We start from the raw sequence: 13,213 nt of genomic DNA, 5'->3' as shown, positions 1-13,213 counted from the left end.
ATCGGTCGAGCGGCGAAGTGCCGCCCACAAGCTTGGTGCCTAGAAAAGCCTCCGCCAAGCTCAACTGGCCCGTCTGCTTCACTGCCATCGCGATTCCCTCAGACCGTCCACCTCAGAGAATCACAATCAGCGAATTACGCAACAGGCCCACAAGGGGAGAAGGGAAGCTCTCTACCGTCCTGGCCGACCAGTCTTGCCGGGCCGGCGCTTTTCGCGGCGGGCGTCGGCGGGGTCTTCGTAAGAACCGATGCCGGCACGCTGGCGAACGATTGGCTTGGCAGAATCGTCGTGATCCTTCGCGCCCCTCTCTGCCCTGCCCTCTTTGCCACCATTTGGCATCTCCCCCACACGGGGGGAGATTGCCTGTGGCTTTGCCGGCACCTTTCCTTCGATCGGCTTTTCTGTGCGCCGAACCGTCATCTCATCGAGCGAATTCTTCTTGAACAGCGGTTTTGTCGAGTCACCGGGGATGCCGAAATCGGAGCCGTGCGCTTCTTCGGCCGACTGTTTCTTGAACAGCGAGCGCGGCACGGCACCGGCCGGCGTCGGCATGTCGGTGCCGGGTCCCATCGCGTCGAGCGAGGGCTTGGCGAAGAGCGGCTTCTTGACCGGCACGGCACCGTCGGCGCCCATTTCGTCGAGCTCCGGCTTGCGGAAGAGGTTGGGCCGTGCAGCCTTGGCTGCCTCTTCGGCGGCACGTGCCTCGTCGAGCTTGCGGAAACGCTCCTGTTCCTCTGCTGTACGATGTTTGGCCACGCCCTTGTTGTGCTTGCCCTTTTCGCGGCCCGAAACCGGGCTTTCCATGTCGGCATATTTGGTCAGCGGGTCGTCCGAGATGGACAGTTCCATCTCGCGCAGCCGCTTGATCTCGTCGCGGATGCGGGCCGCCTTTTCGAAATCGAGGTTGGCGGCGGCGTCGCGCATCTGCTTTTCCAGGGCGTCGAGATGCGCCTTCAGATTGTTGCCCATCATCGCGCCGGCGCTGTCGGTGAACTGCGAAATGTCGGCGCGGACATGGTCCTTCTCGTAGACTGAGTCCAGGATGTCCGAAATGCGCGACTTGACCGATTCCGGGGTGATGCCGTTGGCCGCGTTCCACTCCATCTGCTTTTCGCGACGACGGTTGGTCTCCGCCATTGCCCGCTCCATCGAGCCGGTGATTTGGTCGGCATAGAGGATCACCTTGCCATCGACGTTACGCGCGGCGCGGCCGATGGTCTGGATCAGCGATGTCTCAGAGCGCAGGAAGCCCTCCTTGTCGGCGTCGAGAATGGCGACGAAGCCGCATTCGGGAATGTCGAGGCCTTCGCGCAGCAAATTGATGCCGACGAGCACGTCGAAGGCGCCGAGGCGCAGGTCGCGCAGGATCTCGATACGCTCCAGCGTGTCGATGTCGGAGTGCATGTAGCGCACGCGAATGCCTTGCTCATGCAGATATTCGGTCAAATCCTCGGCCATGCGTTTGGTCAGCACGGTGACCAGCGTGCGGTAGCCGGCCTTGGTGGTCTCGCGGATTTCGCCCACCACATCGTCGACCTGCGTCTTGGCCGGGCGCACCTCGACCGGCGGGTCGATCAGGCCGGTCGGGCGGATGACCTGCTCGGCGAAAACACCGCCGGACTGCTCCATCTCCCAGCCGCCGGGCGTCGCCGAAACCGCGACGGACAGCGGGCGCATGGCGTCCCACTCCTCGAAGCGCAGCGGCCGGTTGTCCATGCATGACGGCAGGCGGAACCCGTACTCGGCCAGCGTCGCCTTGCGGCGAAAGTCGCCGCGATACATGCCGCCGATCTGCGGTACGGTGACGTGGCTTTCGTCGACAAAGACCAACGCATTGTCGGGGATGTATTCGAACAAGGTCGGCGGCGGATCGCCCGGCTGGCGGCCGGTCAGATAGCGCGAGTAATTCTCGATGCCGGCGCAGGAGCCGGTCGCCTCAAGCATCTCCAGGTCGAAGCGGGTGCGCTGCTCCAGCCGCTGCGCCTCCAGCAACCGACCGGCCCGTTCGAGTTCGACCAGCCTATGCTTGAGTTCTTCCTTGATCGACTTGATGGCCTGGTTCAAGGTCGGGCGCGGCGTCACATAGTGCGAATTGGCGTAGATCTTGACGCTCGTCAGCTCGCCGGTCTTTTGGCCCGTCAGCGGATCGAATTCGGTGATCGCCTCGATCTCGTCGCCGAACAACGAGATGCGCCAGGCACGGTCCTCGAGGTGAGCCGGGAAGATCTCGATCGTGTCGCCGCGCACCCGGAACGAGCCGCGGACGAAGTTTATGTCCTGGCGCTTGTATTGCTGGGCGACGAGGTCGGCGAGCAACGCGCGCTGGTCTAGGCGGTCGCCGATCTGCATCTGGAAGGTCATCGCCGTATAGGTCTCGACCGAGCCGATACCGTAGATGCAGGAGACCGAGGCGACGATGATGACGTCGTCACGCTCGAGCAGCGAGCGCGTCGCCGAGTGGCGCATGCGATCGATCTGCTCGTTGATCGAGGATTCCTTCTCGATGTAGGTGTCGGTCCGGGGCACATAGGCCTCAGGCTGGTAATAGTCGTAGTAGCTGACAAAATACTCGACGGCGTTTTCCGGGAAGAATTTCTTGAACTCGGAATAGAGCTGCGCGGCAAGCGTCTTGTTGGGCGCCAGGATCAGAGCGGGGCGTTGCGTCTCCTCGATCACCTTAGCCATGGTGAAGGTCTTGCCCGAGCCGGTGACGCCGAGCAGCACCTGGGTGCGGTCGTTGCTGTTGACGCCCTCGACCAGATCCTTGATCGCCGTCGGCTGGTCGCCGGCCGGCTCGAAATCCGAGACCATCTTGATGGCGATGCCGCCTTCGGATTTTTCCGGCCGGGCAGGGCGGTGCGGCGTCCACAGTACGCCGTCCTTGTGCAGCGGATTGCCGGATTCGATCAGCGCCGACAGCGCCGCGACGGTGGCGGTGACGCCACCCGAAGCCATGGTCTCGGCCTCTTCCAGGGAGACATCGAGGCCAGCGACAGGGTTGAGACCGGCCGCAGTGCGCTCCCGCGCCGAAGCCGCGCCGCCCATCGAGGTACCGCGTGCCGTACGGCCGGGGGAAGAGGAGCGCTCGGGGATCTTTTTCGCCGGCTTCGCTAATTTGCCGCCGACTTTGCCGGAAACGCGCCCTTCCTTCTCGGCTTCCTGCTCGATCTGCTCGGCCCAGTCGGCGATCGAGCCGGTTAGCGGCGCGCCGGTGAGCTCGGCCTGCGGCGCTTCGGCAAAGCCGTGCAGTGGCTCCGAGGCATCGAGGAAATCGGTCAGCGGACTGCGCCGCTTGGGCGGCGATGCGCGATCGTCATTCGCCGGCGGCGGCGTTTTCTTGTCGGAGAGTCTGGCCATGGCCCGAATATGGGAGGTATCGGCCAAAATGGAAAGAGCGGAGTGCCGAGGGGCGCGAGGCACAATCCAGCTGCTGACAGGAGGGTGTCAGGAGCACCGTCCAAGTTTCCCGCTCAATTAAACCAAAGCGCAAATGTCAGAAACCCGGCGCCGCCGAATTGGCGCTGGATCTGGTTGAACTCCTCGCTGGTGAGAATCTTGCCGCGCTCGAGATAGGGCGCGATGGCCGGGCCGGTGATCGACAGCACCAGGTCGAAGGGCTTCGGCTCGTCGAAGAAGCGCTTCATGTTGATGCCTTTGTCGGCGATGCGGAAATGCGGCAGCAAGGTGCGGCCTTCCAGAAGATCCTCGGCCATGGCCAGCGCGGCGAGCCAGGCCTGCACCTGCTGCTCGCCGACCTCGAGGCCGGTGAGCGGGCTGGCGCCTTTTTGCTGCGGCCCGGGCAGCCATTCACGGTCATTGTCGGTTTCGGCGCGGATGGCTTTCCAGTCCTCGCGCGACAGCCGGATCATTTCCATGAGATGGCGGCGCGCCGCTTGCCGGCGCTCCGGCTCGACCACTTGCCAGTTGACGAGATGGACCAGCGAGATGAAGTCGGCGATGCGCCATTCGGACGACAACATGCCGCCGCTCATGCCGCCGTCCGGCGGAACGAGCGTGTCCTGCAGCGGCAGGTTGGCGCGCGGGAACAGCATATGGAACGAACCGTCGAAGGTGTTGCTGAAGTCATGCGCCAACCAGAAATCGGCCTGTGCCATCAAGAATTCGGAATAGCCCTGCAGCCAGTAGCCATCGGCGCGGTCGAAGCGGAAGGTGAGGGCGGGTGCGGCCGCGTCTGGCGCACCGCCGCCGCGTGACAGAGAGGCCATGATCGCGGCGGCGCTTTCATCCGGTGCGATCTGGCCGTCCTCGTTGAGGTCGATGCCGACACGGGTCAGGTCGATGACCATGCCGATGTCGGCGTCGGCGGGTACCGAGCCCAGCGTGGCTGCGGATTTCTCCAACCGGTCGCGAAAGGCAACGAGAATGGCGCGGAATTGTTCGTAGGTCAGCGGCTCGGGATCGACATTGTCCGGCACCGGCAGCCGCATCAGCGGCAGCATGAACGATTGCGGGCTGTCGAAACCGTGGCGGTGCAGACCGCCCGCCAGGATCTCCAGCGCGGTGAAGAATTCACCGGCGCCGGCGGCATAGGCCGATGCCGGATTGCCGGGCGCGGCGGCTTCCAGCGCGGCTAGCGCGCTGTCGCGCTCGGCCACGGTTTTTGCCTCGAACAGGGCCGTCGGTTCGGGAGCCGCGGCTCTGGCCGAGGACAGCGGCAGGAGAAGAACGATGGCGCCTGCCATCAGCCTGGAAAAACGCGTCATCGTGATCGCCCCTTTTGTCGCTCCGCAGTGGATCATACACGCATTTGGTTCGCGCGCCTGTAGCCCTGTGGTTCACCGATAACAGTCGACGCTTCAATCAATCCGGCGGACGGTCTACACAGGGCAAACGATTGGGCGTCGCGTGTCGAATTATCCGCTTTCCTACAAACTGTCCTGGCTGCCCCGTTTCCTCCGGCCTTCGCTCGGCGGCGCGGCTCGCGGCTTCGCTCCGATGGCGGCAGCCCTGCTCGAACCGGCGCCGGCGCGGACGGTGCGGCTGGCATTCGTCGGCGACATCTCGGCGGTGGCCAATCGTCGTGTGCCGGACTGCGATCCGGCGATCGCGGCGCTGCTCGCCTCGGCCGATCTCGTGGTCGGCAATTGCGAAAGCCCGGTCGTGGAACGGCCGAGCTCTGTTTTGGGTACGAGGTTCGGCACGCACCATGCGATGAGCGAGCGGTTTCTTGCCGAGGCGCTGGCCGCCGCCGGCATTTCGCTGGAAAGACTGGTGCTGTCGCTGGCCAACAACCATGTGCTCGACCAGGGCATTGCCGGCTTCGACGAGACTGTCGCCGCGATAGCGCGGCTCGGCAGCCGCACCATCGGTGCTGGGGCTCCAGTCGAACGGTTTGCGGTCGGGCCGCTGACCATCGGCCTTGCCGGCTTTACCCTGTGGCGCAACGCCGGCGCGGCTCAATTCGCGGGCCGAGTCTCGATGCAAGGCGATCCGACGCAATGGCCGCGCGGTGCCGCATCGGGTGTCGATCTCCTCTGCGCGGTGCCGCATTGGGATTGGGAGTTCCGGCATTTTCCGCGTGCGAAGACGCGGGCACTGGCGCGGCTTCTGGCCGAACATGGCGTCGGCTTGGTCGCCGGGCATCATGCCCACGTCGTGCAGCCGATCGAGCGGATCGGCAAGACGCTCGTTGCCTACGGGCTCGGCGATTTCTTCGGCACTGCCTTCGCGCGCCAGCCATGGCCGGGCCGTATCGGCGCCATTCTCGTCGTCGACATCAGCGCCGATCCCGGCACGCGCGGGGCCATCGCCGCCTACCGGCTGCATGCCTTCATGCGGCTGCGCACCGGCGATCATGAGCGGCTGGTCCCGGTCGAAACGTTGAAGGGAAAATCCAGGCAAAGAGTTTCGGCCCGCCTCGATGCAATCTTCGGTGCCGGGCGCTGATGGCTGCGCTGACGCGGTCCACAAAACCGGCTATCATGCGCTACGCAGGCAAGCTTGTGGCGGCGGGTGGGCGATGGAAACAGCGGATTTCATGCCGAGCGAAGCGGTGATCGCCGGCATCAGGAAGAACATCGAGGTCTACGAGGCCGAAAGAGCTTCGGCCCATCGCCAGACGCGCTGGCGGGTGCCGATGTTCATCGGACTGCTGCTGGTGTTCGTGGCGCTTGTGGCCTGGCTTTTCAACGGGGTTGCCGACCCGAACGAGCAGTGGTTCTCGACCCCGCATGTGTTCCTCTATATCGGCGGCTTCCTGGCGGCAATCCTGCTCTATTTCAAGGCGATCAAGCCGGCGGGCAAATTGCGGCAGTCGTTCCGCAGCACTCTGCTGCCGATCGTCTTCGGCTTCATCGAGAACATGCAATACCGGCACAACGTCAAGCCGAATTCGTTTGACCGGTTGCCGCGTGAGACGGTTGGCCCGTTCAGCCGGCAGTCTTTCGACGATGTTTTTTCCGGCCGCTATGAAAGGTTTCCGTTCGAGCTTTACGAAGCAGATCTCCGGGAAGGGACGGGCAAGAGCACGACAGCAGTGTTCAAGGGCGTCATCGTCGCCTTCGAGACGATCGTGCCGTTCCCCGGCACATTGGTCGCCGCGCGCCGGACCAACAAGGTCGTCGGCTTCTTCCGCGGCATCTTCGGCAGCAAGATGCAGGAACTGTCCAGCGGCGTGCCGGAGCTCGATGCCGCCTACGAGTTCCGCACCGACAATATCGAGGCGGCGCAGCCGCTGGTGACCGGCCGGCTGGCGCAGGCGCTGCGATGGCTCGGCGAAACCCGGCCGAACGATCCGGCACGCGTTGCGCTCAGCGGCAGCGACGGCTTCTTGCTGCTGCCGCAGGAAAGGAATTTCTTCGAGCTGCCGGATATCTCCACGCGCCTCGACTACACCAAGCATGTCGCGCCGATGATCGCCGACATGGGCGCGATCCTGGCGACAGCGGCGCTGGTGCGAAAGATCGGCGTGAACGATGTAGAAGCCGGTTGAACTGGAATTCAGCCGTCAACAACCGAAGCCATAGTTCTGGCGATAATAGTCGGCGTCATCCTTCGACATCTTTTTGAAGAGAACGCAGACAGTGAAGCTTCCCACCCGGCGTCCGTTCTTCATATAACCCCAGTCGGAAATATCGTCCCGGCTGAATTCGATCTCCTGGCCTGCCACGACGTTGTGAACGGTCTGCGGCTCGTTGTCCAAGGTTCCCGCAAATCCGGCCGCCGTACGGTGGAAGGGAATGACCCAGAAATGTTCCGTGGCGTCCCCGTCCCTGACCATGACTTTCAATTGGAAGTCGGCGGTTCCGGATGGAGGCGCGTCGGCCAATGCCAGGAAGTCGTCGAGACCGGCACGCGCCTGCTCGATAGCGGCCGCCATCTCCGGATCGTCGCCAGCTACGCTGACGACCTTGTCGTCGCCCTGACCAGGAGTTTGCGCGTCGGCTGATGCCGGAGCAAACGCGAGCAACAGGGCAAGCGCGGTACGGGCTGCAAGCTTCATGGTGAGACTGCTTTCGACATTTCCGCCAGACAAACCGGATCATCATTCGCCGAACGTCTGATTGGCAACTGGTTTTTGTCTCCATCAGGCGCTATTCCTGGGACAGTGGGGTGGGGCTATGATCGAGGAACGCAAGGGGTTTCGCCTGTCGCGGCGGCTGCTGCTTGGTGCGGCGGTGGTCGGCGGCGCGATGGTCTGGGGCGGCACGACCGTGGCGCGGCTGGCCCGCGGCCCGTCGGCGCAGAAGAATTCCGGGCGCATTGCCGACATTGACGGCATCGACCTGGCGCTGAAGCCGCTGGAGAACGCGCCAGCCTACGATCCGTCGCTGCCATGGCTGACCAAGGGCGGCGACATCAACGATGCCAGCGGCGTTTCGATGACGCCGGTCTACGGCGTTATCGAAGTCAGCGAGGAAAACCACATTGCGAGCGCGTTGGCCTTTGCCCGCACCAATGGCCTGAAGGTCTCGGTCGCGGCGGTGCGCCACTCGATGGGCGGCCACGCCTTCGACGATAACGCACTGGTCCTCGACATGCGCAAATTCAACAAGATCAGCGTCGATGCGGCGGCGAAGGCGATGACCTTGCAGCCGGGCGCGCGCTGGCACGACATCCAGAACCTTTTGCACCCGCGCTTCGCGGTGAAGGCGATGCAGTCGACCGACATCTTTTCGGTCGGCGGCTCGCTGTCGGTCAACGCGCATGGCATGGACCATCAGGCCGGCTCGGTCGCCGGCTCGATCCGTTCGATGCGGGTGATGCTGGCCGACGGTTCGGTGACGACCTGCTCACCGGCCGAAAACACCGAGCTGTTCCGCCACGTCGTCGGCGGCTACGGCCTGTTCGGCGTGGTGCTGGAGGCGACACTCGACATCGTCGACAACGCCGTCTACCGCACCTCGCGCGAGATCATCAAATCGGACGATTTCCCGACGTTCTTCGCCGAGGTGCTGGAGCCAAACAGGGCGATTGGTCTGTTTTATGGGCATCTGTCGACTGCGCCGGGCAATTTCCTCGAGGATATGATCGTCTATCGCTATGACAAGGTCGCCGACCAGCCGCCGGCCGACCAGCCGGCAATCGGTGAACCGGGCTCGGTTGGGCTCAAGCGGGTGATCATCAACCTGGCGAAATGGGGCAGCCTGTTCCAGGAGCTGAAATGGTTCACCGAAAAGACGCTGGAGCCGCAATTCGAGAGCTGCACGGTGGCGCGGACGGCGGCAATGGCCGAGGGCGAGGCCTGCCTGGTCACGCGCAACAACCCGATGCACGATTCAGTGCCCTATCTGTTCAACGACCTGCTCGACGAGACCGACATACTGCACGAATATTTCATCCCGCGGGCGGCCTATAACCCGTTCATCGCGGAAGCGCGCGAGATCCTGCGCAACCAGAGCCTGCCGGTGCTCAACGCGTCGGTACGCATCGTCCACAAGGAGGATGTGGCGCTGAATTATGCGCCGGAGCCGGCCTATTCGCTGGTGCTCTACATCAATCAGCCGACCGACGCCGACGGCAATGCCAGGATGCGGGCACTGACAAGGGCGCTGATCGACGTGACGATCAAGCATGGCGGGCGTTTTTTCCTGCCCTACCAACTCCACTACACGGGCAAGGAGCTGCTTGCCTCCTATCCGGAACTGCCGTCCTTCCTGGCGAAGAAGCGGCAATACGATCCGGGGGAGCTGTTTTCCTCGACTTTTTACCGCGCCATCAAGGCACTGATCGGCACGGCCTGAAGTGCCGGTTACAGACCGTCAGGCAGCTTCGCCGCCAGCCAGTTCGCCGAGCGCCTGGCGATGCCGATCGTTGCCGATGCGGCGCGGCCGAGATCGGTCTTGACCACGGCGCACCCGGTCTTCGTGCGGTAGAGCAGGGCGCTGCCGCCATCGACCGCCGCTTCGTAGGCGACCGGCCGGACGGCTTCTGTTTCCGTCGCCGTCGCCTGCGTTCCGACCGCTGCACTGGGCCGATGGCTCAGCTCCGGCGGCAGCGGGTCTGTCGCGGCCGTGCTGGCCGTCGTCAATTCGGGCTCCGAAGTGGTCGCCGCGAGCTGCGATGACGAAGACGAGTTCTGTGTCCGGCAGATGCCCGAGACCAGCGGATAATCGAAATTGCGCTCGCGCAGCATCTGGCTTTTCATTGCCGCTTCGCATTCAGCGATGGTCGACCACTTGGCGGGCGTCTCGCCGATATATTCGCAAAGCCTGGCGTCGCAGTCGCAGCCGACGATGGTCATGGCGACAAGGGCGGTCTTGATCACGGTCTTGTCCCTCCGAATTGCCCGGCGCATGTGCGCAAGATCAAAGTGCTACGGCATCATCAATCGTTGCGGAACAAGGCGGGATTTGGCCGCGATTGTGGAATGAGCGTGGCGGAGCGTCACGCAGCGTCTTGCCGAGGCCGGCTGTGACTGAAAGGCCTCAGTAATCGTAGACGTGTTCGAGCCTGGCGCCTGCCGTCATCAGCGCCGGCAGCACGATGTGCAGCTTGCGCACGGCGACGGTCAGGCCGGTGCGGCGCGTCGAAGGTTCCGCCGGAAGCGGGTAGCTGAACAAGGTGCGTGCGCCTTGGGGAACATTGATCTCGTCATTGGAAAGCACGGTGACCATGATCTCGTCATTGCCGCCGATCTCGACGAAGGAGACGCCCTTGCCGATCAGGCGCGGGATCATGTCGGTGAACACCTGATAGCGCCTGGTGACGAAGACCGTGCCGTCGGCGCCGAGATCGCGCTCCAGCAAGGTGTCGGGCTCGTTGCGGGTCACCTCGCTGACCGGACCCTTGGCCCAGACGTGGATGTCGAGCAAGGCCGGGTCGGTGGTGGCGGCGAGCGCCGACTTGATCAGATCGGCGTAACCCTGCTTGATGGTGTAGGCGAGGCCGAAGGCGAGCTTGCGTTCGCTGGTGCGGACGGCGCTGTCGTCCGCTGCCGGCTGGACGGCAAACAGGCCGGCACGCTTTTCGGCATAGGGAAACTGGTACCACGGCACCTGGTCGAGAAAACCAGCATAGTCGGCCGCTACCTTGGCCTGGTAGATGTCGACGGCGGTGCGCTTGCCGGCCGTCGCTTCGGTAATGCGGCCGACCGTATTTTCATAGGCCCATTGGATGGCGTGCTCGATCGTGTGGCTGGTGCCGATGATCACCAGCATCTGGTGGTTGTCGAGGTTGAACTTGTAGGCGGAGCTGGCGCGGACCACCATCGCATAGTCCTGCCAGAAGCGGCCGATATAGGAGAGATAGGGAAAACCGCTCGGCTGGTTCTTGTCGACGAAGCCGGCATATTCGCGGGCGGCGTAGACGATGGCCCATTCCGGATAGGTCAGAAAGGTCGATTCCTCCGGCCGCTGGTAGCCGGGGATCTCGGCACGTACCTTGTCGGCCAGCGCCTTTGGCGGGGCACCCTCGGCGATCCCCGGCAATGGTGTTGTGTCCAGCGACGGCGTTGTGAGAAAGCCGTACGCCAGCCCGGCGATCGGGATCAACACAACAATGACGACAAGCCAGAGGATCGCCTTGATGATGCGCTTCAGCAAGCGGAACAGGAACATGGCCGGTCAGGCCGTGGCGAAATGGTCGTACACGCGTTTCGACAGCCAGAACCCGACATAGACGGCGAAGCCGCCGATGACGATGTGCGGCAGGTTGGCGAAAAAGCGGGCCGGGAATTCGATGTCGTTCAAGGAGCGGAAGCCGTTGATGAAAATGCCGCCATCGAGGCAGCCGGAACCGGTGACCAGGCCGAGCACGCCGTCGAACAGATAGACCGAGCCGAACAGCTTGAAATAGAACACCGCCTGGCGGTGCGAGATGAAGGCGGCGGCCAGCGCCCAGACGCCGGAGAAGGCGTGCAGCAAATCGTCATACCATTGCAGCGAGAACAGGCCGAACAGATTGCCGCCGGCATCGTTGAAGGCCGGCACATAGCCGATCGCAACAACACCGAAGAACAGGAAAGCATAGGCAACAGCAAGCTTCTGGATGAGCGTCATGAAGTATCCCCCTGCCGTCAGCCTTCTCAAACGGCCCCCGACGGCTAATGGATAGTAGCTGATTTTGGCGCAGGGTGAAGCGTCGCCGGCAAAATCGTCAGGAAGAGCCACAAAGACAGTCGGCGCCGGGATTTCTCCCAGCGCCTCCCTGTCAGATCAGGACACGGTCGCGGCGGCAACTCCCGAAAGATGTCGCGCCATGCCGGCCTTGATTTTGACGGTCCTGCCAGTCGCCACCCGAGGGCAGCGTCCGTTCCGGACCACGCCGGTCTCCACTCTTGCGAGCTTTGCCCAGCGCGCCATCGAAGGTTTTTGCCGTCCTTCATGGCAGCATCGGTCCGCCGTTGGCGTTCGCACGCTTTCCGCGGCCCCGTAGGTCTCGGCTTCCATCCCTCCAACAAGCAAGCCTGTTCTCGTTCAGGGCCGTACGGGCCTCAGGAAATCCGCCGTTCCGCTTTGCCTTTCGGCGTGGCGATCGGTAGCCGCCTGAGATGGGTTTAATGTACGCCGGATAAGCGTTTGGCGAAACTGCCGCAAGCCTGTGAATAGCGGGATTATCGGGGACTGACCCTGCCAAAATAGCGACTTTCCGATCTCTGCCGACGCCGGCCGGGATTTGCCGCCTCGATGCGGAGGCCGCATTGTCGGACATTCGATCTTGCCCCGCGGGCCGGCGCGGGCTTCAATGGCGGCAAATGATTGGAAGGCGTGTTCGATGGCCTTGGGGAGGCAGGCTTGAAGGTCGCGGTGGTTCTCAATCCGATCGCCGGCGGCGGCAGGCTCAAGCGGCATTGGCCAGAGGTTGCGGCTTCGCTGAAAAGACATTTCGGCGATTTCGAGCTGCGTGAAACGCAGGCCGAGGGCGATGCCGAACGGCTGGCGCTCGACCTTGCCGCCATCGGCTTCGAGCTGGTGATTGCGGCCGGCGGCGACGGCACCGCCAGCGAAGTCGCCGACGGGCTGCTGAAGGCTTTCCGGGAAAGCGGCCGGACGGCCGAACTTGGGCTGCTGCCGTGCGGCACCGGCATCGACTTCGCCCGCGGGCTCGGCCTATCGAATAATGTCGATCTGACACTGAAGCGGATTGCCGAGGCCAAGGGGCGCAAGGTCGATGCCGGGTGCATCAGCTATGTCGACGACCACGGCGCGCTGGCCAGCCGCCATTTCATCAACATCGCCAGCCTCGGGCTTTCCGGCGCCACCGACCGTGCCGTCAACGCCGACAAGCGCAAGGGCAAGGTTTCGGCCAAGGCGCTGTTCTACTGGCGCACGGTCTGGGAATTCCTTCGCTACCGGTTCCAGGACGTTGCGATCACCGTCGATGACGGTGCCCCGGTCGAGGCGCGCATGGCGCTGGTGGCGGTGGCCAACGGGAAATTCTTCGGCGGCGGCATGATGATCGCGCCCGACGCCGAGCTTAGCGACGGCGAGTTCGACATCGTCATCCTGCGCGCCGCCGGCAAGCTGAAGCTGATCTGGGACATCCGCCTGCTCTATGGCGGGCGGCACCGCAACCATCCGGCGATCACCATCCTGCGCGGCAAGAAGGTGGTTGTCGAGCCGCTCGGCGATGTGCAAAAGAACGCCGCGCTGATCGACATAGACGGCGAATCGCCGGGTCGCATACCGGCGACCTTCGAGATCCTGCCCGGCGCATTGACGCTGAGATATTGAATCAAGCCGTTGAGGGATTGATTCAAGTTGTTTCGGCGGTGATTCCGATCCTAGGTTCAACACGTTGAAATCGCGTGACA

The 13,213-nt window shown here is 63.5% G+C and carries 10 protein-coding genes; 4 read left to right on the top strand and 6 right to left on the bottom strand.

Annotation, left to right across the window (positions count from 1 at the left end; genetic code table 11):
- Positions 1-171 precede the first annotated feature (171 nt).
- Both uvrB and NKJ09_RS18740 read right to left on the bottom strand, forming a co-directional pair.
- The gene (uvrB, locus tag NKJ09_RS18745; protein WP_352494887.1) at positions 172-3,357 is read right to left on the bottom strand and encodes an excinuclease ABC subunit UvrB; all 3,186 of its coding nucleotides are present in this window, start codon (positions 3,355-3,357) and stop codon (positions 172-174) included.
- A 113-nt stretch (positions 3,358-3,470) separates the two neighbouring features.
- A complete protein-coding gene (locus NKJ09_RS18740; protein ID WP_352494888.1) occupies positions 3,471-4,724 on the bottom strand; it encodes a hypothetical protein in 1,254 nt (417 codons plus the stop codon).
- A 142-nt stretch (positions 4,725-4,866) separates the two neighbouring features.
- Here NKJ09_RS18740 and NKJ09_RS18735 point away from each other — a divergent pair, with 142 nt between their 5' ends.
- Entirely contained in the window at positions 4,867-5,907 is a 1,041-nt protein-coding gene (locus tag NKJ09_RS18735) for a CapA family protein (RefSeq protein WP_352494889.1), read from the top strand.
- Between the two features lie 73 nt (positions 5,908-5,980).
- Positions 5,981-6,952 carry a hypothetical protein gene (locus tag NKJ09_RS18730; RefSeq protein ID WP_352494890.1) on the top strand — a complete coding sequence of 324 codons (972 nt, stop codon included), beginning with the start codon at positions 5,981-5,983 and terminating at the stop codon, positions 6,950-6,952.
- A gap of 15 nt (positions 6,953-6,967) precedes the next feature.
- On the opposite strand, the gene NKJ09_RS18725 is transcribed toward NKJ09_RS18730, so the two are convergent.
- On the bottom strand, positions 6,968-7,462 hold the full coding sequence (locus NKJ09_RS18725) for a YegJ family protein (RefSeq protein ID WP_352494891.1): 495 nt from the start codon (positions 7,460-7,462) through the stop codon (positions 6,968-6,970).
- 118 nt (positions 7,463-7,580) lie between these two features.
- On the opposite strand from NKJ09_RS18725, the gene NKJ09_RS18720 reads away from it, so the two are divergent.
- Positions 7,581-9,203: an FAD-binding oxidoreductase gene (locus NKJ09_RS18720; RefSeq protein WP_352494892.1), complete on the top strand. Its 1,623-nt coding sequence runs from the start codon at positions 7,581-7,583 to the stop codon at positions 9,201-9,203.
- An 8-nt stretch (positions 9,204-9,211) separates the two neighbouring features.
- On the opposite strand, the gene NKJ09_RS18715 is transcribed toward NKJ09_RS18720, so the two are convergent.
- From NKJ09_RS18715 to NKJ09_RS18705, 3 genes are all read right to left on the bottom strand, one after another.
- The gene (locus tag NKJ09_RS18715; protein WP_352763259.1) at positions 9,212-9,727 is read right to left on the bottom strand and encodes a hypothetical protein; all 516 of its coding nucleotides are present in this window, start codon (positions 9,725-9,727) and stop codon (positions 9,212-9,214) included.
- A gap of 160 nt (positions 9,728-9,887) precedes the next feature.
- Positions 9,888-11,018 carry a hypothetical protein gene (locus NKJ09_RS18710; protein ID WP_352494894.1) on the bottom strand — a complete coding sequence of 377 codons (1,131 nt, stop codon included), beginning with the start codon at positions 11,016-11,018 and terminating at the stop codon, positions 9,888-9,890.
- 6 nt (positions 11,019-11,024) lie between these two features.
- A complete protein-coding gene (locus NKJ09_RS18705; protein ID WP_023719157.1) occupies positions 11,025-11,459 on the bottom strand; it encodes a DUF4383 domain-containing protein in 435 nt (144 codons plus the stop codon).
- A 735-nt stretch (positions 11,460-12,194) separates the two neighbouring features.
- Here NKJ09_RS18705 and NKJ09_RS18700 point away from each other — a divergent pair.
- A complete protein-coding gene (locus tag NKJ09_RS18700) occupies positions 12,195-13,133 on the top strand; it encodes a diacylglycerol/lipid kinase family protein (RefSeq protein ID WP_352494895.1) in 939 nt (312 codons plus the stop codon).
- Positions 13,134-13,213 lie beyond the last annotated feature (80 nt).

It is taken from the genome of Mesorhizobium sp. M0189 (assembly GCF_040322135.1).
Lineage (GTDB): Bacteria > Pseudomonadota > Alphaproteobacteria > Rhizobiales > Rhizobiaceae > Mesorhizobium.
The sequence above is the reverse complement of the archived record's forward strand: the minus strand, read 5'-3'. Positions and strand labels throughout refer to the sequence as shown.